The organism is Azospirillum sp. TSH58 (genome assembly GCF_003119115.1).
In the GTDB taxonomy this organism is placed as follows: Bacteria; Pseudomonadota; Alphaproteobacteria; order Azospirillales; family Azospirillaceae; genus Azospirillum.
On record NZ_CP022367.1, the window covers coordinates 1212158 to 1231257 of the forward strand.

The 19100-nt window shown below is 71.3% G+C and carries 16 protein-coding genes and 1 pseudogene; 7 read left to right on the top strand and 10 right to left on the bottom strand.

All coding sequences use genetic code 11. The annotated features are described in order from the left end of the window. From TSH58p_RS26960 to TSH58p_RS26990, 7 genes are all read right to left on the bottom strand, one after another. On the bottom strand, positions 1-2061 hold the full coding sequence (locus TSH58p_RS26960) for an NAD(+) synthase (protein WP_109071039.1): 2061 nt from the start codon (positions 2059-2061) through the stop codon (positions 1-3). Between the two features lie 190 nt (positions 2062-2251). Next, positions 2252-3946, bottom strand: coding sequence for a methyl-accepting chemotaxis protein (locus tag TSH58p_RS26965; protein ID WP_109071040.1), 1695 nt, complete (start codon positions 3944-3946; stop codon positions 2252-2254). Between the two features lie 28 nt (positions 3947-3974). Continuing rightward, positions 3975-4961, bottom strand: coding sequence for an ornithine cyclodeaminase family protein (locus tag TSH58p_RS26970; RefSeq protein WP_109071041.1), 987 nt, complete (start codon positions 4959-4961; stop codon positions 3975-3977). Then, positions 4958-5806 (bottom strand): alpha/beta hydrolase, encoded by an 849-nt coding sequence (locus tag TSH58p_RS26975; protein WP_109071042.1) that lies wholly within the window; start codon positions 5804-5806, stop codon positions 4958-4960. The genes TSH58p_RS26970 and TSH58p_RS26975 overlap by 4 nt, the downstream gene beginning before the upstream one ends. Before the next feature lie 35 nt (positions 5807-5841). After that, complete coding sequence (locus TSH58p_RS26980; protein ID WP_109071043.1) at positions 5842-6612, bottom strand: ABC transporter ATP-binding protein; 771 nt, start codon at positions 6610-6612, stop codon at positions 5842-5844. A gap of 334 nt (positions 6613-6946) precedes the next feature. Then, positions 6947-7951 carry an ABC transporter substrate-binding protein gene (locus tag TSH58p_RS26985; protein WP_109071044.1) on the bottom strand — a complete coding sequence of 335 codons (1005 nt, stop codon included), beginning with the start codon at positions 7949-7951 and terminating at the stop codon, positions 6947-6949. A 64-nt stretch (positions 7952-8015) separates the two neighbouring features. After that, complete coding sequence (locus tag TSH58p_RS26990) at positions 8016-8837, bottom strand: ABC transporter permease (RefSeq protein ID WP_109071045.1); 822 nt, start codon at positions 8835-8837, stop codon at positions 8016-8018. A gap of 157 nt (positions 8838-8994) precedes the next feature. On the opposite strand from TSH58p_RS26990, the gene TSH58p_RS34605 reads away from it, so the two are divergent. Continuing rightward, entirely contained in the window at positions 8995-9669 is a 675-nt protein-coding gene (locus tag TSH58p_RS34605; RefSeq protein WP_282183623.1) for a GntR family transcriptional regulator, read from the top strand. 20 nt (positions 9670-9689) lie between these two features. On the opposite strand, the gene TSH58p_RS27000 is transcribed toward TSH58p_RS34605, so the two are convergent. Then, the gene (locus TSH58p_RS27000; protein WP_109071046.1) at positions 9690-9878 is read right to left on the bottom strand and encodes a hypothetical protein; all 189 of its coding nucleotides are present in this window, start codon (positions 9876-9878) and stop codon (positions 9690-9692) included. A 99-nt stretch (positions 9879-9977) separates the two neighbouring features. Between TSH58p_RS27000 and TSH58p_RS27005 the strand changes: the two genes are divergently transcribed. Continuing rightward, positions 9978-10457, top strand: coding sequence for a VOC family protein (locus tag TSH58p_RS27005; protein WP_109071047.1), 480 nt, complete (start codon positions 9978-9980; stop codon positions 10455-10457). Between the two features lie 21 nt (positions 10458-10478). On the opposite strand, the gene TSH58p_RS27010 is transcribed toward TSH58p_RS27005, so the two are convergent. Further along, positions 10479-11897: an MFS transporter gene (locus TSH58p_RS27010; RefSeq protein WP_109071048.1), complete on the bottom strand. Its 1419-nt coding sequence runs from the start codon at positions 11895-11897 to the stop codon at positions 10479-10481. A gap of 111 nt (positions 11898-12008) precedes the next feature. On the opposite strand from TSH58p_RS27010, the gene TSH58p_RS27015 reads away from it, so the two are divergent. The 5 genes and pseudogenes from TSH58p_RS27015 to TSH58p_RS34740 all read left to right on the top strand — a co-directional run bounded on the left by TSH58p_RS27015 (position 12009) and on the right by TSH58p_RS34740 (position 18107). After that, positions 12009-12917, top strand: a complete 909-nt coding sequence (locus tag TSH58p_RS27015; RefSeq protein ID WP_109071090.1) for a LysR family transcriptional regulator — start codon at positions 12009-12011, stop codon at positions 12915-12917. A gap of 93 nt (positions 12918-13010) precedes the next feature. After that, positions 13011-14582 carry an ABC transporter substrate-binding protein gene (locus TSH58p_RS27020; protein ID WP_109071049.1) on the top strand — a complete coding sequence of 524 codons (1572 nt, stop codon included), beginning with the start codon at positions 13011-13013 and terminating at the stop codon, positions 14580-14582. A 10-nt stretch (positions 14583-14592) separates the two neighbouring features. After that, complete coding sequence (locus tag TSH58p_RS27025) at positions 14593-15540, top strand: ABC transporter permease (RefSeq protein WP_109071050.1); 948 nt, start codon at positions 14593-14595, stop codon at positions 15538-15540. 29 nt (positions 15541-15569) lie between these two features. Further along, a pseudogene (locus TSH58p_RS34295) lies at positions 15570-18038 on the top strand (dipeptide ABC transporter ATP-binding protein); the annotation flags it as partial. Next, on the top strand, positions 18039-18107 hold the full coding sequence (locus TSH58p_RS34740) for a hypothetical protein (protein WP_371732457.1): 69 nt from the start codon (positions 18039-18041) through the stop codon (positions 18105-18107). 55 nt (positions 18108-18162) lie between these two features. Here TSH58p_RS34740 and TSH58p_RS27035 read toward each other — a convergent pair whose 3' ends face one another. Then, positions 18163-19047, bottom strand: a complete 885-nt coding sequence (locus TSH58p_RS27035) for an IclR family transcriptional regulator (protein WP_162600090.1) — start codon at positions 19045-19047, stop codon at positions 18163-18165. Positions 19048-19100: the final 53 nt, after the last annotated feature.

The following is a 19100-nucleotide window of genomic DNA, read 5'->3' on the forward strand; positions in this document are numbered from 1 at the left end:
TTACTCCTTCGGGACCTCGCGCTCCAGCTCCTCCAGCCAGATGCGGGCGTTGCCGTCGGACGGCGCGCGCCAGTCGCCGCGCGGCGACAGGGAGCCGCCCGCCGTCACCTTCGGCCCGTTGGGCATGGCCGAGCGCTTGAACTGGCTGAAGCCGAAGAAGCGTTGGATGAAGACGCGCAGCCAGGAATGGATTTCGGCCAGCGTGTAGGCGCTGCGCTTCTCGACCGGATAGCCCGCCGGCCAGTCGCCGCGCGCCGGATCGGACCAGGCGTGCAGGGCGAGGAAGGCGATCTTCGACGGGCGCAGCCCGTAGCGCAGCGTGTGGAACAGGTGGAAGTCCTGAAGCTCGTAGGGGCCGACGACGGCTTCCGAACTCTGCAGGGCGCGGTCGCTGCCGGCGGGGACCAGTTCGGGCGAAATCTCGGTGGACAGGATGTCGCCCAGCGTGTCCAGCACCTCGTCCGGAAACTGGCGGGAGCCGATGACCCAGCGGATCAGATGCTGGATCAGCGACTTCGGGACGCCCGAATTGACGTTGTAATGGGCCATCTGGTCGCCGACGCCGTAGGTGCACCAGCCCAGCGCCAGCTCCGACAGGTCCCCGGTCCCCAGCACGATGCCGCCCCGCTGGTTGGCGAGGCGGAACAGATAGTCGGTGCGCAGCCCCGCCTGGACGTTCTCGAAGGTCACGTCGTACACCGCCTCGCCGCGGGCGTAGGGGTGGTCCATGTCCTTGAGCATCTGGTTGGCGGCGGGGCGGATGTCGAGTTCATGGTGCGACACGCCGAGCGCGCTCATCAGGCGGAGCGCGTTGCCCTTGGTCTTGTCGCTGGTGCCGAAGCCCGGCATCGTGAAGGCGAGGATGTCGGTGCGCGGCCGGTCGAGCAGGTCCATGGCGCGGGCGGCGACGATCAGGGCGTGGGTGGAATCCAGCCCGCCCGACACGCCGATCACGATGCGCGGCATGCCGGTCGCCCGCAGCCGCTGGACCAGCCCGGCGACCTGGATGTTGTAGGCCTCGTAGCAGTCGAGTTCCAGCCGCTCCCGGGCCGCCGGAACGAAGGGGAAGCGGGGTACGTTGCGGCGCAGCCCCAGGTCCCCGCCGGGCGGATCGACGCGGAAGGCGATCCGCCGGAAAGCCGTGCCGTGCAGGCGGCGGTTGTCGTCGAAGGTGCCCATGCGCAGCCGTTCCTGGCGCAGCACGTCGAGGTCGACATCGGCGACGGCCATCTGGGCGCCCTTGGGGAAGCGCTCGGTCTCGACCAGCGTCTCGCCGTTCTCGAAGATCGACGCCTGGCCGTCCCAGGCCAGATCGGTGGTCGATTCCCCGGCCCCGGCGGAGGAGTAGAGATAGGCGGCGATGCAGCGCGCCGACTGCGACTTGCAGAGCAGGCGGCGAGTCTCCGCCTTGCCGATGGTGATGTTGCTGGCCGACAGGTTCGCCAGCACCGTCGCCCCGGCCAGCGCCGCCTCGGAGCTGGGCGGGACGGCGACCCAGAGGTCCTCGCAGATCTCGGCATGGACCACCAGCCCGTCCAGATCCTCCGCCGCGAACAGCAGGTCGGGGCCGAAGGGGGCGTCGAGGGCGCCGTCTTGGGCGCCGTCTTGGGCGCCGATGCGGATCGTACCGCCCTCGGTGCCGGCGCCCGACGCGAAATGGCGGCGCTCGTAGAATTCCCGGTAATTGGGGAGATGGACCTTCGGCACCACCCCGAGCAGCCGGCCGCGATGCACGGCGACCGCGGTGTTGTAGACGCGGCCGGCGTGGCGCAGCGGCGCGCCGACGAGGATCAGCGGCATCAGGTCGCGCGACCGCTCCACGAGGTGGACGACGGCGTTCTCCACCGCGTCGAGCAGGCAGTCCTGAAGGAACAGGTCGTCGATGGCGTAGCCGGACAGGGCCAGCTCGGGGAACAGAGCGACGGCGACGGCCTGTTCGTCGCACTCCCGCACGCTGTCCAGAACCGCCGCGGCGTTCGCCATGGGGTCGGCGATCGTGCAGGGCGTCGTGCAGGCGGCGACCCGGGCCATTCCATGGCGATAGAGTGATCCAAAGCTCATGGTCCGAGCCGTACCGTCAACCGTCATCGTGATCCTCTCCCAACCGGTCCTGCGGTAAAGCACACGAGAGGGAAACCGGCGGAGGCCGCCGGCCGTCTCGCGCCGCACCGCCGCATTCTGGCCGCTGACGGCGCGGCGCTCAACCGATTGATCGCGATCCGACCGATTGGGGGCGGCCGGTCGGGAGGGATCAGGCCGTCTTCACCTCGGCGATGAAGGCGTCGACGCTGCTCTTGAGGGCCACGGCGCGGCCGGCCACCTCGCGGGCGGATTGCAGGACCTGCACCGAACCGGCGGCGGTCGATTCGGAGGCGACGCGCAGCGTGCCGATGGTCCCGGTCACCTCCGCCGTGCCCTGCGCCGCCTGGACGGCGTTGCGCCCGATCTCGGCGGTGGCGGCACCCTGCTGCTCGACCGCGGCGGCGACGGCGGTCGCCATCTCGTTCAGGCGGTAGATGACCGTGGCGATCGTCTGGATGGCCGACACCGCGCCGCCGATGGTCTCCTGCATCGCCCCGACCTGACCGCGGATCTCGTCGGTCGCCTGCGCCGTCTGGTTGGCGAGCTGCTTCACCTCGCTCGCCACCACCGCGAAGCCCTTGCCGGCCTCGCCGGCGCGGGCGGCCTCGATGGTCGCGTTCAGCGCCAGCAGGTTGGTCTGGCTGGCGATGCCCTGGATGAGGTCGATCACCTCGTTGATGCGCTGGCCGGACTCGGTCAGGGCGCCGACCCGTTCCTGGGCCTGCTGGGCCTGCCGCGTCGCCTCGTCGGCGAAGCCGCGCGCCTCGTTCATCTGGCGCGACACCTCCTGCACGGTGGAGGTCATCTCCTCCGTCGCGGCGGCGACCGTCTGGACGTTGGCGGCGGTCTGCTCGGCGGCCGCACCGACGACGGTCATCCGTTCCGACGCCTGCTCCGCCCCGGCGGACAGGGAGTTGGCGGTGGCCTCCAGCGCGGCGGCGGCGTCCTTCATGACGTGCAGGGCCTCGCCGACCTCGCGGTCGAAGCGCAGGATCGTCGCGCCGACCGCCTCGGCGCGGTCGAGCTTGTGCCGGGCCTCGGCCTCCTGCTCCGCCTGGATGCGCTGGCGGTCGAGCGCGTTGTCCTTGAAGACGGCGAGCGCCCGCGCGATGTCGCCCACCTCGTCGCGGCGGTCGGCGCCGCTGATGACCACGGTCAGGTCGCCGCCGGACAGGCGGCGCAGGCAGGACACCGCCTCCACGATGGGGGCGACGATGCCGCGCGCCGACAGCCAGCGCCCGATCAGCCCGCTGGCGAGGATGCCGAGCAGGGCGACCGCGGCGATCAGCCACGTGGTCCGGTTGGACAGCGCTTCCGCCTCCTCGGAGATCCGCGCCGTCTTGGCGACGGTGAGGCCGTTGTAGTCCTGGACGGCGCGGATCAGCGCCTCCACCTGCTCCTGGCTGCCGGAGACGTTGTTCAGCACCTCGCGCCGGGCGTAGGTGATGCCCATGTCGGCGTGCTTCTTCGCCGCCGCCACCGTGGCGTCCAGGCTGCTGACATAGGCGGCGTATTGCGTCTCGATGCCGTCCAGCAGCGGCCGCTGCTGCGCGTCGGCGGCGGTGCGGGCGTGGTCCAGGTGGGCGCGGACCTCGGCCTTGCGGTCGGCGACGACGGCCTCGATGGTGGCGACGCTGGCCGGGTTGGCGCCCATCTGGTACTCGGCGCGGCTCAGCTCGACCAGATAGCGGTTCAGCCGGGCGCCCTGAGTCGCCTCGCGGCCCGCCTCCTCGACCCGGTTCAGCTCCCCGCCGAGCGTGGCGAGGCCGTAGCCGCTGACCAGGGCGGTGGACACCGAAACGGTGCCCAGCACCACGACGATGCCGAGAATCTTCCCGGCGATGCGCACATTTTTCAACTGCATGTCGGCCTCGGTCGCGCCCTCTTGCGGGTCAGCGCGCTAAATCGATGCGGTGGATGGGTAAGCCGGCGTCGGTTCCGGCGTCGGTGTTTGCGGCGCGGACGGCCCAGGCGGCGATCGCCAGATCCTGGATCCCCATGCCGGTGGAATCGAAGACGGTGATCTCGTCCGCGTGGGCGCGGCGGGGCGCCTTGCCCTCCAGCACGTCGCACAGCGTGCCGCGGATGGCCTCGCGGGTCAGGCCGTGCGCCAGCGCGTGCTGGCATTCGCCGAGCGCCGAGGCCTGCGCCCAGTCGTCCACCCACACGGCGGCGTTGAGCAGGATCGCCGGGTCCAGCTCCTGCTTGCCGGCGGTGTCGGCGCCCATGGCGCAGATGTGCGTGCCGGGGCGGACCCAGCCGGCCTGGACCACCGGCTCCCGCGCCGTGGTCAGGGTGATGAGCACGTCGGCGCCGCGCGCCGCGGTCTCGGCGTCCACGACCTCGACGGGCAGCGGCCCGCCGAAGGAGGCCGCCAGCTCCTCGGCCCGCGCGCGGTCGCGGTTGGCCACCAGGATGCGGTCGAAGCCGCGCACCAGCAGCGCCGCCTCCAGATGGTGCGCCGCCTGCCCGCCGGTGCCGATCAGGGCGAGCACCCGCGCGTCGGGCCGGGCCAGCTCGCGGATGCCGATGGCGCAGGCGGCGGCGGTGCGCAGCCCGGTCAGGTGGTTGGAGCTGACCAGCGCCGTCGGGCAGCCGGTCTCCGGGTCGGTCAGGACGGTGGTCGACTGGTGGTTGGTCAGGCCCCGCGCGCGGTTGCCCGTCCAGTAGCCGCCGATCTTCAGCCCGAGCAGCCCGATGGCGAGGTCGCCGCCGGCCTTGATGCCGTAGACGTCCGGCCCCGGCAGCAGCCGCTCGCGCACCACCGGGAAGTTGCGCGCCTGCCCGCGGGAGACCTCGCGGAAGGCCATGTCGATGGCGTCGATGGCGTCGGCGGGGGAGACCAGACGGCGGGCGGCGGTTTCATCGATGACGATCATTCTTGTACTCCCGCGGCGTCGAGCACCAGCCGCGACAGCGCGTCCTCCGGCTTTTCCATCCGTGCCATGATCGAGAAGTGATCCTCCCCGGCCAGCGTGTGGTAGGAGCAGCGCGAACCGCGGCTCCGGCACAGCGTGGCGAAGTCGCGCGACTGGGCGATCCAGGCGGGCGTCTCCACCGAACCGACGACGACCGTCAGGGCCGTGGCGGTGAGGGGCGGGTGGCGCATCGGGCTGACCTCGTCGACCATCTCCGGGCGCAGCCCGATGGTCTCGTTGACGGTGATACCCAGCACCGGCGCCAGCTCGTAGATGCCGCTGATCAGGACGGCGGCCTTGATGGCGCCGTCCTCCAGCCGGTTCGCCCCGGCGTCGTCGGCCAGCGCCATGGCGATCAGATGCGCCCCGGCGGAATGGCCCGACACGGTGAGGCGGTCGGGATCGCCGCCCAGCAAGGCCGCGTTGCGGTGAATCCAGCGCAGCCCCTCGCGGGTGCGCTGCGCGATCTCCGGCAGGGTCGCCGCCGGGCACAGGTCGTAGTTCATGACCACGGTGGTGACGCCGCGCGGCACCAGCGCGTCGGCGACGTAGCTGTAGTCGGCCTTGTCCCGCCCGCGCCAGTAGCCGCCGTGCAGGAAGACGTGCAGCGGGGCGCCGGGTGCGGCCGCCGGAAACACGTCGAGCGTGGACAGCGGGCTGTCGCCGTAGGCGATGTCGCAGCGCGCGGCGCGGCGGTCGCGGACGCCCCGGCTCAGCTCCGCGGCGCGCTCGGCGTGGCGCGCGAAGTCGGGAACGGAATGGCGGGGGTTGTACTGCCACTCGTGATCGTCGGGGGTGACTGACACGATGGGACCTCCTGGGTTCCGGAGAAGGGGGGCGCTCAGACCAGGTCCATCAGCTGGTTCCACAGCCGGTGCCGCTTGGCGACGTATTCCGGCGTGTCGCGCAGCGCCTCGCCCAGGCTGGCGCGCGGGCGCGGGATGTCGATGGGCACGATCTCGCGGATGCGGCCGGGGCGGGGCGACATGACCACCACCCGGTCGGCGAGGCAGACGGCCTCGTCCACGCTGTGGGTGACGAAGAGGATCGTCTTGCCCATGCGCTCGGTCAGGCCGAGCATCTCGTTCTGCAAAATCTCGCGGGTCAGCGCGTCGAGCGCGCCGAAGGGCTCGTCCAGCAGCATGATCTCCGGCTCGATCGCCAGGGCGCGGGCGATGCCGACGCGCTGCTGCATGCCGCCGGAGAGCTGGTGCGGGAAGCGGTCGCCGAAGCCCTTCAGCCCGACGGTGGCAAGCACGCGCTCCGTCGTCTCGCCCTGGCGGTTCGGCGGGATGCCCTTGGCCTCCAGCGCGAAGCCGATGTTCTGGGCGGCGGTCAGCCAGGGCAGCAGGCCGTACTGCTGGAAGACGAAGCCGCGGTCGTGGCCGGGGCCGGTGACCGGCTTGCCGTCGATGAGGATCTCGCCGCTGGTGGCCGTCTCCAGCCCCTGGATGATGCGCAGCAGCGTGGTCTTGCCGCAGCCGCTGGGCCCGACGAAGGCGACGAACTCGCCCTCCTCCACGTCCAGGTCGACGCCGTCGAGCGCCGTCATCGACGGCCCCCCGGACACCGGGAAACGCTTGGTCAGGTTGCGGACGGACAGCTTGGGCATGGGACGGCACCGGGTCTTGAAGCGGGAAAATGGCGGTCGTGGCTATCGCATTCGGCCTTCATAGCCCTCTCCCCTCCGGGGAGAGGGTGGCCCGGAGGGCCTTTCGCGCTGGCTAAAGGCCAGGGCTGACGGCGGCAGGCGGATGCCCATGGCATCCGCTGAGAGCCGGTGAGGGGGATGTGCGTGGCGGTACGTCCGGCACACGCGCAACCCCTCACCCTACCCCTCTCCCCGCTTTCGGCGGACCAAAGGTCCGCCTGTCGCGTCAGCGCAAACGTCGTTTGCGCGTGAGCGGAGGGGAGAGGGGATACCGCAGGCGATGGCCTTAACAGGATTACGGCTGCTTGTAGGTGCCGATCTCCGCCAGCACTTCCTGGACGATGCTGGTGTCCAGCACCTTCTCGGCCGGGTGGACGGCCTTCTGCAGGCCGCCTTCGACGTTCAGCTCCTGCATGTACTTGGCCTGTTCGGCGGTGACGGTGCCGTTCGGGTTCCAGATGCCGCCGATCTTGTAGAACTCGTAGAACTCGGCGAGCTGCTCGTCGTTGTAGTCGAAGTGCTTCTTCGCGACGTCCAGCGCGCCCTTCTCGTTGTCGAAGATCCAGCGGGTCGCCTCCAGCTCCGCCTTGACGAAGCGCTTCAGCACGTCGCGCTTCTTGGTGATGGTCTCCTCGCGCACGTCCCAGGGGGTCATCACATAGTCGGGCAGCTTCTTGGAGACGACGAACAGCACCTTGGCGTTCTTGTCGTGCGCGGCCTTCGGGTCGTAGTTGGAGACGGTCGCGTCGATGGTGCCGGTCAGGATGCCGTTGATGCGCGCCGAGGAGCCCTTCAGCGAGACCCACTGGACCGACTTGATCTGCTCCTCGCTCATGCCGGCCTGGCGCATCAGGGCGGTGATGACGACGTGCGGCAGCGAGCCGGGGGAGGAGATGCCGACCTTCTTGCCCGGCAGGTCGGTGACGTCCTTCACGCCCGACGCGGCGTTGGCGTAGAAGGCGTAATGCAGCCCGGTGTGGACGCCGCCGATGGTCTTCAGCGTGCCGCCCTTGTCCGTCGCCGCCAGCGTCTCCGACATGCCGGCCTGGCTGACGTCCAGCTCCCCGGCGATCAGCGAGCGCACGGGGATGGAGCTGTCGGCGATGTGCACCAGCTCCACCGTCAGGCCGTTCTTCTCGTAGAAGCCCTGGTCCTGCGCGACGAACTCGACGAGGTTCAGGAACATCTTGGCCGGCATGCCGATCTTGATCGCGTCGGCGGCGAGCGCGGCGGTGCTCATCGCCACGGAGAAGGCACCCGCCAGCAGGGCGGCCTTCAGCGAACGGGACATCATGCTCATGATCCCTCTTCCTTCCTCAATCCGGTGTGGTGTGGGGCACGTGTGGTGTTGGGGGGCGGGCCGCTCAGCGGCGGCGCCAGCGGCCGAAACGCTCTTCGACCTTCTGAACCAGGATGGTGAGCGCGTTGGCGAGCAGGGCCACCACCAGGACCGGGGCGAAGGCCTTGGCCGTCTCGAACGCGTTGGTGTAGTTGATGATCAGGCCGCCGAGGCCGGAGATGGAGGTCAGGAACTCCGCCACGATCATCGCGATGATGCCGCGGCCGAGCGCGATGCGCAGCCCGCTCGCCACGTAGGGCAGGGCGTAGGGCGCGATGATCTTGCGGTAGACCATGAGCCGCGAGGCCATGAAGGCCTTGCCGATGTCCAGATAGTGCCGGTCGACGTTCTTCACACCGGTGACCGTGTTGATGATCACCGGGAAGACCGCGAACAGGATGATGATCGTGATCTTGGCGAGGAAGCCGATGCCCACCCACAGCATCAGGATCGGGATCAGCGCCACCAGCGGCATTGCGTAGAGCGCGTTGATGTAGGGATCGAGGATCACCTCCACCGTGCGGTTCGTTCCCATCGCGAAGCCGATCACGATGCCGATGACCGAGGCGATGACGAAGCCCAGGACGAAGGTCGACATGCTGTCCAGCGTCGCCCAGAACAGCTCGCCGTTCAGCAGCAGGTCCCAGGTCGCCACGGCGATGTCGCTGGGCACCGCGACCAGCAGCTTGTTCGCGTCGCGCGCCGCGAATTCCCAGACGGCGAGCAGAAGGACCAGCGTGCCCAGTTGCAGCAGCCGTTCGCGGCGCCTCTGCCGGTTGGGGTCGGACGCCGCCGCAGGCTCGTCGGCGCTCTTCGAAACGGCGCCCGCTTGTGCACTCCGCTGCACGCCTGCCTCCTGTGTGCGAGGTGATGGTATGGTGTGGTGGGTGTGGCGTTTGCCGCCATGGGCCGCCGCTCTGGGCCACCGTTGATACGTATGCTAATCGAAGGTGGTAGTGTGGCGCAAGCAGATCGTCATACTGTCTGACAAGAAGAGAAATTTTATGTCAAATTTGCCGATAAATATCGTCCGCGTCGCCGCTCCCCTGCGCCAGCAGGTGATCGACCTGTTGCGCGCGGCCATCGCCGATGGGCGCTATTCCCCCGGCGACCGGCTGGTCGAGCGCGAGCTGTGCGAGACGCTGCAGGTCAGCCGCCCGATCCTGCGGGAGGCCCTGCGCCAGCTGGAGGCAGAGGGGCTGGTCCACAACGTGCCCCAGCGCGGGCTGGAGGTGGTGACCCTGACGGCGGAGGATGTCCGGCAGATCTATCAGGTGCGCGGCGCGCTGGAGAGCCTCGCGGCTGCGGAGTTCATCGCCCAGGCCAGCCCGGAGCAGTGGGCGATCCTCGCCGACGCCATGGCGGCCTTCGAGGCGGCGGCGGTGGAAGGCGTGCCGTCGCGCATCCGCACGGCGAAGACCATGGTCTACGACACGCTGATCGCCGGCTGCGGCAACCCGACGATGGCGCAGATCCTCAAGGCGCTGCACAACCGCATTCAGCTGCTGCGCGGGGTGTCGCTGGCCGAGCCGGGGCGGCTGCCCAACACGATCCGCGAAATCCGCGAGATCTACGAGGCGATGACCGCCCGCGACACCGTCCGCACGCGCCAGCTCTACGACGAGCACATCGCCAGCGCCGCCCGCGTGACCATGCAGGCTTTAACCGCCGGACGATGAGGGACGAACGACAAGGGTGATCAGGCGCCGCCGATGCCCTCGGTGAAGGTCTCGCCGGTCCTGGGGTCGATGTCCTCGCCGGTTCCCGGCGTGCCGGGCGCGGCCTCGTCCCGATCACTGGGGCGGTCGCTCGCCGGCTTCTGGCTGTTCGGGTCGTAGCTGCGCGGGGGATGGATGCCGGTGTCGTCCGGCTTCTTCGGGTCGCTCATGCGCCACCTCTGCGAAAGGGATTGCAACCTTCCCGTCAACAAGGGAGAGGGCGTATCCTCACGCGCATCGGCAACGCACCGACAGGGAGGGGACGAACCATGACGACCGCCAAGAACACGATCTGCCTGTGGTACGACAAGGACGCGGAGGCCGCGGCCCGCTTCTACGCCACGGTCTTTCCCGACAGCGCGGTGGGCGCCGTTCACCGCGCTCCCGGCGACTACCCGTCCGGCAAGGCGGGCGACGTGCTGACGGTTCAGTTCACGGTCGCCGGCGTTTCCTGCCTCGGCCTCAACGGCGGGCCGACCTTCAAACACACCGAAGCCTTCTCGTTCCAGATCGCCACCGACGACCAGGAGGAGACCGACCGCTACTGGAACGCCATCGTCGGCAACGGCGGCCAGGAGAGCGCCTGCGGCTGGTGCAAGGACCGCTGGGGCGTCTCCTGGCAGATCACCCCGCGCGTTCTGACCGAGGCCTTGGCGGCCGGCGGCGAGGAAGCCGGACGCGCCTTCGCGGCGATGATGGGCATGACGAAGATCGACGTCGCCGCGATCGAGGCCGCGCGGCGCGGCTGACGATCCCCGGGGGGGCAGGGCTCACCGGCCATGGGCCGGCGCCTCCACGGCCTCCGCCGCGCCGCTTGCGGGAACGCGCAGCAGGCTGACCAAACCACCCGCCAGGGCGAGGGCGGCGGCCACGGCGAGGCCGAGGCGCGGCGCCGCCTCCGGGCCGGACAGCAGCGAGAACAGCAGCGTCATCAGCACCGCCCCGGCGGTCTGCCCGACCAGACGCGCGGTGCCCTGCATCCCGCCGGCGGCCCCGCTGCGCGCCTTGGGCACGGTCAGCAGCATGTTGCGGTTGTTGGGCGTCTGGAACAGCCCGAAGCCGAAACCGCACATCACCATGAAGGCCAGCAGCGGCCGCGGGTCCTGTGCGAGCGGCCAGACCGCCGCCAGGGCGAGACCGGCGGCGAGGAGCAGACCGCCCAGGGCGCACAGCCAGCCCGTCCCCACGCGGTCGGACAGCCGGCCCGCGATGGGTGCGGCGACGGCGGTCGCCAGCGGCCACGGCACCAGGAACAGCCCCGCCGTCACGATATCCTGCCCAAGCCCGTGCTGCAGATGGAAGGGAAGGGCCACGGCGGCGGCCATCTGGCCGGTGAAGCAGAGAACGGAGGCGACGACCGACAGGCGGAAGGAGCGCACCCGCAGCAGGTCGAGCGGCACCAGCGGCGCCTCCCGCCCGCTCTCCCGCCGGACGAGGCCGGCGAGGCCGAGCGCCGCGGCCAGCAGCAGCGCGCCGCCGCGCACGGGCTGCGCCGCGACGGTCTCGGCCCCCATCACCAGGGCGGCGAAGAATCCGGCGTTGAGGGCGACACTGACGGGGTCGAGGCGGCGCTTGGACCCCGCGACGGCGGGCAGCGCGCGGGCGGTTGCCAGCACGACGAGGCCGACCGGGATGTTGACCGCGAACAGGACGGGCCAGGGAGCGACGGCGAGGATGCCCGCCCCGATCGTCGGCCCCGCCGCCGAGGCGAGCGCGATGGCCAGGGCGTTCCAGCCGATGGCGGCGCCGAGCAGCCGCTGCGGATAGACGAAGCGCAGCAGCGCGACGCCCAGCGCCATCACCGCCGCGCCGCCCAGCCCCTGCACGAAACGCGCGGCGATCAGCCAGGGCAGCGTCGGCGCCAGGGCGCAGCCGGCGGAGGCGGCGGTGAACAGCAGCACCCCGCCGGTGAACACCTTTCGATGCCCGACGCTCTCGCCAAGGGCGCCGACGGGCAGGAGCGCGATCACCAGCGCCAGCTGGTAGGCGGTGATGATCCAGACGGTGTCGGCGGGCGGAACCCCGAGGGTGGCGGCGACGGTCGGCAGGGCGATGTTGGCGATGGCCCCGTCGAGCACGACGAGCACGATCGCGGCGATGACGGACGCGGCGGCCACGGCGCGGCCGGGCATGGGCAGCCCGTCGGGATGCGGGGTATCGGGTGTTCGGGCAATCGTGGAACGGGGCATCGGCGTCTCCAACACGGGTTGGATCAACTATGCCCGCCGCCGCACATGGCGGAAGACGCCGCCTGTGCAGGTTATTCCTGCATGGAACGCCATGTGTTAGCCTCGGGCTTCATGGCCGATCCCGATCTCAACCTTCTCATCGCACTCGACGCGCTGCTGGCGGAGGGCAGCGTCGTCAAGGCGGCGCGGCGGCTCGGCCTCAGCGAGTCCGCGATGAGCCGCACCCTGGCGCGGCTGCGCGCGGTCACCGGGGACCCGCTGCTCGTCCGGGCCGGGCGCGGCCTCGTCCCGACGCCGCGGGCCGTCCAGCTGCGGGAGCGGGTGCCCGGCCTCGCCGAGGAGGTCCGCGCGGTGCTGCGTCCGGCGGAGGCCGTCGACATCGCCCGGCTGGAGCGCAGTTTCACCCTGCGCGCCAGCGAGAGCTTCATCGAGGTCTACGCCGCCCGGCTGGTCGGCCGCGTCGCCGCCGAGGCCCCCGGCGTCCTGCTGCGCTTCGCGCCGCGGGGGAACCGCGACGCGCAGGCGTTGCGCGACGGGCTGATCGACCTCGACATCGGGGTGCATTCGGAAACCACGCCGGAGCTGAAGGTGCAGAGCCTGCTCCGCGACCGGCTGGTCGCCGCCGTGCGGGAAGGCCATCCGCTGACCCGGCGGGCGACGGTGACGCCGGAACAGTACGCCGCCTGCGGCCATGTGCTGACCTCGCGGCGCGGGCTGGTGCGGGACCGGGTGGACGAGGCGCTGGCCGCGCTCGGCCTCGCCCGCAAGGTGGTGGCCGTGGTGCCGAGCTTCCCGGCGGCCCTGGCGATCGTCCGCGCCTCCGATCTCACCGCGCTGGTCTCCGAACGCCAGCTCGCCGCCGGGGTGGCCGGGGTCCGCATCCTGCCGCTTCCCGCCAAACTGGCCATCGCCCTGGACGAGGTCGTGGTGACGCAGATGTGGCACCCCCGGCAGGACGCCGACCCGGCCCATCGCTGGCTGCGCGGGCGGATTCTCGCGGCCTGCCGCGAGGCGGACTGACCCGCGACGCACCCTCGGCGGAGCGGAAGCGGCGCAACAACCTCCCCCTCCCGGCATTGATAAGGTCGGATCGACTTCGACGGCTGGGACGCAATGACCGGATTCCGACGCGCGCTCGCGGGCTTGCTCCTCGGCGCCCTTCTCGCCCTGCCGGGCGCGCCTCTCCGGGCGGCGCCGGTGCCGAAGGACGTTCTGGTCGTCGGCCAGATCGCCGAACCGGCGTCGCTGGACCCGGCGGTCAGCACCGCCACCAACGATTTCCGCATCCTGGTCAACCTCTATGAGGGGCTGGTCCGCTACCGGCCGGGGACCCTGGACGTCGAGCCCGCGCTGGCCGAGCAATGGACCGTCTCCGACGACGGCCTGACCTACCGGTTCACGCTGCGGCCGGGCATCACCTTCCACGACGGCACGCCCTGCGACGCGCAGGCGGTGAAGTTCAACTTCGACCGCATGCTCGACAGGACGCACCCCGCCGCCGACACCGGCCCCTTCCCGCTGGCCTTCTTCTTCGCGGCCATCGACCGGGTCGAGGCGCCGGACCCGCTCACCGTCCTCATCACGCTGAAGGAACCCTTCGCGCCCTTTCTCTCCAACCTCGCCTACCCGACGGGACTGATCGTCTCGCCCGCCGCCGTGATGAAGGAGGGCCGGGGGTTCGGCCGGCGGCCGGTCGGCACCGGCCCTTTCCGCTTCGTCGAGTGGCAGGGCAGCCGGCGCCTGACCATCGAGCGCAACCCGGACTATTGGGGCACGCCCGCCAAGCTGCGCGCGGTGATCTTCCGCCCGGTCGGCGATCCGAACACCCGCGCGATGGAGATGCTGGCCGGCGGCCTGGACGTGATGGTGGAGGTGCCGGCGGACGCGCTGTCCCAGTTCCGCGACGGCGACGGCTTCCGGGTGCACGAGCAGGCCGGGCCGCATCTCTGGTTCCTGATCCTGAACACCCGGCACGGGCCGCTGCAGGACCGGCGGGTCCGGCAGGCGGTGAATTACGCCATCGACAAGCGGGCCATCGCCGACAGCATCCTGCAGGGCACGGCGATCCCGGCCCGCGGACCCACCGCGCCCGCCTTCGACTGGGCCACGAACCCCGCGGTCGCGGGCTACCCCTATGACCCGGCCAAGGCGCGGGCCCTGCTGAGGGAGGCCGGGGCGGAGGGGGCAAGGCTCACCTTCTACGTCGCGGAGGGCGGGTCCGGCATGCTCGACCCCGTCGCCATGGGGACGGCGATCCAGGCGAACCTCGCCGCCGTGGGGCTGGCCGTCACCATCGAAACCTACGAGTGGAACAGTTTCCTGGCGCGGGTGAACGGCGGGCTGGGCGAGGCGGCGGACATGGCCGAGATGGCCTGGATGACCAACGATCCCGACACCCTGCCGTACCTGACCCTGCGCTCCGGCGCCCTGCCGGAGGCGGGCGGGTTCAACTCCGGCTACTACGCGAATCCGGACCTCGACCGCCTTCTCGAACGGGCGCGGCGCAGCGGCGACCGGGCCGAGCGGGGGGCGCTCTACCGGGAGGCCGAGCGGATCATCGTGGAGGACGCGCCCTGGGCCTTCGTCGCGCACTGGAAGCAGAACGCCATCACCACGGCGGCGGTGCGCGGCTTCGCCCTGGAGCCGTCCTTCTTCCTGCGGCTCGACCGCGTGTCGAAGGACTGAGGGGGCGCCCGTGGGGTCCTACATCCTCGGCCGCCTCGCGGCGCTCGTCCCCGTGCTGTTCGGGCTCAGCGTGATCGTCTTCCTGATCATGGCCCTGATCCCCGGCGACCCGGCGACCGCGATCCTCGGCCCCTACGCGACGCCGGAGAACGTGGCGCGGCTCCGCCAGGACCTCGGCCTCGACCACAGCCTGCCGGTGCGCTACGCGACGTGGCTGGGCAACGTGGTGACGGGCGATCTCGGGCGCTCCTCCAGCCTCAACCGGCCGGTCCTCGACGAGGTGGCGGAGCGCTTCGCCGCCACGCTGGTGCTGGCCGGTGCGGCGCTGGTGCTGGCGTCGGTGCTGGGGTTGCTGGCCGGCATCCTGTCCGCGGTGCGGCAGTTCGGCCTCGCCGACAAGCTGGTGACCCTGGCCGTGCTGGTGGGGATCTCCATGCCGAGCTTCTGGCTCGGCCTGCTGCTGATCCTGGTCTTCGCCGTCCGCTGGCGTCTGCTGCCGGTGAGCGGCATGGTCTCCATCTACGGCGGCGGGGACCTGCCGGACCTGCTGTGGCATCTGGCGCTGCCCGCCGCGACGCTCGCCATCGTGGCCGCCGGGGTGATCGCCCGGCTGACGCGGTCGGCCATGCTGGAGGTGCTGCGCCAGGACTTCGTCCGCACCGCCCGCGCCAAGGGGCTGACGGAGCGCCGCGTGGTGTTCGGGCACGCGTTGCGGGCGGCCCTGGTGACGGTGATCCCGGTGATCGGCATCCAGGCCGGCTTCGTCCTGGGCGGGGCGGTCTACATCGAGACGGTGTTTCAGTGGCCGGGCATCGGCCGCATGCTGGTCGACGCCATCGCGACGCGCGACGTGCTGCTGGTCCAGGGCGGCGTGCTGGTGGTCGCGGCCAGCTACGTGCTGTTCAACCTGCTGGCCGACATCCTGCAACGCCTGCTCGACCCGAGGATCGCGCCGTGAAAGGCGGCTTGGCTCTCTTGCGCCGCGTGATGCGCAACCGGCTGGCGGCGCTGGGCCTCGTGCTGCTGACGCTGATCGTCCTGGCCGCGCTCGCCGCGCCCATCCTGCCGCTGGCCGACCCGGACGCCATCGATCCCGCCCGGCGCCTGCTGCCGCCCTTCAGCGCCGGGGCGTGGCTCGGCACCGACACGCTGGGGCGGGACGTGCTGGCCCGGCTGGTCTGGGGGACGCGGCTGAGCCTGGGGGTCGGCGTCGCGGCCTCCCTTCTCGCCGCGCTGGTCGGGTCGGCCATCGGCCTCGTCGCCGGCTACGCGGGCGGGCGCACGGACGGCGTCCTGATGCGCGGGATCGACGTGCTGATGGCCTTTCCCTATCTGCTGCTGGCGCTCGCCGTCGTGGCGGCGCTGGGGCCGGGGCTGCTCAACGCGCTGTACGCCGTGGTGGTCGCCAACATTCCCTTCTTCGCCCGCAACGTCCGCGGCGCCACCGCGGGCCTGCGCCGCCGCGAGTTCGTGGACGCGGCGCGCCTGTCGGGCATGGGCGAGGCACGCATCCTGCTGGGCGAGGTGCTGCCCAACGTGCTGCCGGTGATCATCATCACCGCCTCGACCACCGTGGGCTGGATGATCCTGGAAACCGCCGGCCTGTCCTTCCTGGGGCTGGGGTCGCAGCCGCCGCAGGCCGATCTCGGCTCGATGCTGAGCGAGGGGCGCAAGGCGCTGATCACAGCACCGCACGTCGCGGCGGTGCCCGGGCTGGTCGTCTTCCTGATCGTGATGAGCATGAACCTGATCGGCGACGGGCTGCGCGATGCGCTCGACCCGCGCCTGCGCTCCGGCATCCCCGGCGCGCCGGGCGCCGCCACGCGGGTGGCGCGGAGCGCCGGGAGCGAGGTGGTGGGGGACGCGGCGGCGGACCCCGGCGCGCTGTTGCAGGTGACCGGCCTGCGCACGGCCTTCGACACGGCGGGCAATCGGGCGGGCAATGGGGCGAACGGGCCGGTGGACACGGTGAAGGGCGTCGACCTGCGCGTCGCCCCCGGCGAATGTCTGGGCATCATCGGCGAGTCCGGGTCGGGCAAGTCGGTCACGGCGCTGTCCATCGCGCGGCTCGTCGCCTCGCCGCCGGGCGTGGTGCGCGGCGGCGACGTGCGGTTCGGCGGGAACGATCTGCTGGCGATGCCGGTCGGGGCGTTGCAACGGCTGCGCGGCGGGCGGATCGCCTACGTCTTCCAGGACCCGCTGACGACGCTCCATCCGCTGATGCCGGTCGGCGCGCAGGTGGCCGAGGCGCTGCGCGCGCATCGCCCGGTGACGCGGGCCGAGGCCGGGCGGCGGGTGGTGGAACTGTTCGCCGCGGTGAAGCTGCCGGACCCGGCCACCCTCGTCCACGCCTACCCGCACGAGCTGTCGGGCGGGCAGCGCCAGCGGGTCGGCATCGCCATGGCTCTGGCCAACGACCCGGAGCTGATCATCGCCGACGAGCCGACCACCGCGCTCGACGTGACCGTCCAGGCCGAGATCCTGGACCTGCTGGACGAACTGCGCCGACGCCGCGGCCTCGCCGTCATCTTCATCAGCCACGATTTCGGCGTCATCGCCCGCCTCTGCGACCGGGTGGCCGTGATGTTCCAGGGCGCGATCGTCGAGGAGGGCGACACCCGCAGCGTCCTCACCCGCCCGCGGCACGACTACACCCGGCGCCTGCTCGCCGCCGTGCCGGTTCTCGGACGGTCGCGGCGTCCGGAGGGGGGGCCGCCGCGGGCCTCGTCCGGGGCGGGGTGGGCGATCGAGGTCCGCGATCTGGTCAAGACCTACGCCGCGCGCCGGTCCTTGTTCGGGCGGTCGCGCCCGGCGATCGCCGCCTTGAAGGCCGTGTCGCTGCGGGTCGCCTCCGGGGAGACGCTGGGAATCGTCGGGGAGTCCGGCAGCGGCAAGTCAACGCTCGCCCGCAGCCTCGTCGGGCTGAGCCGGCCGACCGGCGGGACCGTCCTGCTCGACGGGCGGCCCCTCGCCGAGTTGACGGCCGGAGGACCGCGTGCGCTGGGCCGGACCGTGCAGTATGTCTTCCAGGACCCGCTGTCCTCGCTCAACCCGCGCAAGACGATCCGGCGCACCCTGACGGCACCGCTGCGCTTCCTGGCCGGCGTGCCGTCCGGGGAGCGGGAGACGCGGCTGGCCGAACTGATGCGGTCGGTCGATCTCGATCCCGCCATCCTGGACCGCTACCCGCACGAGCTGTCGGGCGGGCAGGCGCAGCGCGTCGCCATCGCGCGGGCGCTCGCCGCCGGGGCCGGGATCATCGTTCTCGACGAGGCGGTCTCCGCCCTGGACGTGTCGGTGCAGGCCCAGGTGCTGCGCCTCCTGGCGGCGCTGAAGGAGCGGCACGGGCTGACCTATCTGTTCATCAGCCACGACCTCGCCGTGGTCGAAGCCGTCGCCGACCGGGTCGTGGTGATGGCCGCCGGCGCGATCGTCGAGGAGGGGCCGAGCGACCGTCTGTTCGCCGCTCCGGAGCATTCCTACACGCGCCGGCTGATCGCCGCGGTGCCGTCGCTTCCGTCGTGACGGGGGCCGACCGTGGCCAGGCTCCGCGTTCCGCCGAAGAACCGGCCGGATGCCGCTACCGCGGGTAGCCGGCGAACTTGTTGACGGAGATCGAGGTCGCCGCCACCTGGACATGCTGGGCGAGTTCCTGCTCGGCCGTCTCCGGCGTCCAGCGGGTGGTGGGGACGGAGATGTTCAGGCCGGCGACCGCGTGCCCATGCTCGTCGGTGATGGCGGCGGCGACCGAGATGTCGCCCATCACCGTCTCGTTGGTCACCACGGCGTAGCCTTTTTCCGCCGCCTCCTGAACGCGGGCGCGCAGCCGGCCGGGGTCGTTCACGGTGAAGGGGGTGAGCGGGCGGAGGTCGGTGCGGGCCAGGATCTCCTCCCGCTCCTCCTCCGACAGGCGCGACAGGATGGCGGTGCCCGAGGCGGTGAAGTAGGCGGGCAGCCGGCTGCCGACCATGATGTCGATGTTCACCAGATGCCGGCCGGGGAAGCGGGCGACGAAGACGATCTCGTGACCGTCCAGCTCCTGCAGATTGGCGGTTTCGCCGACGCTCCGGCTGATCTCCAGCAGGTAGGGCGACGCCTTCTCGATCAGTTCGTTCGCCCGCAGGTAATTGTAGGAGAATTGCAGCAGCTTCGGGCTGAGCGCGTAGTTGCGCGTGCCGCGGACGCGCCGCAGATAGCCCAGCGTCTCCAGCGTGTAGACCAGCCGCTGGGCGGCGCTGCGGTCCAGCCCAGCCGCCTTGGCGATCTCGGACAGCGGCATCTGCCGGTGCGGGCCGTCGAAGGCGTGCAGGATCTGGAAGGTCTTCTCGGTCGAGCCGACGAACAGCGACGACTCGCGCGGGTCGGCCTTCGGCTTGACGGCCGGCGCCGTGTCGGCCTGTTGGCCGTCGCCGTCCGCCATGCCGTCCGCCATGCCGCCCGTCCTGGTGGTCTTTCCGGCCTTCATGGGTGCTCGTCCTCGCGTCGTCGGCATGGTTCGCCTACGCATAGCATCCGGCG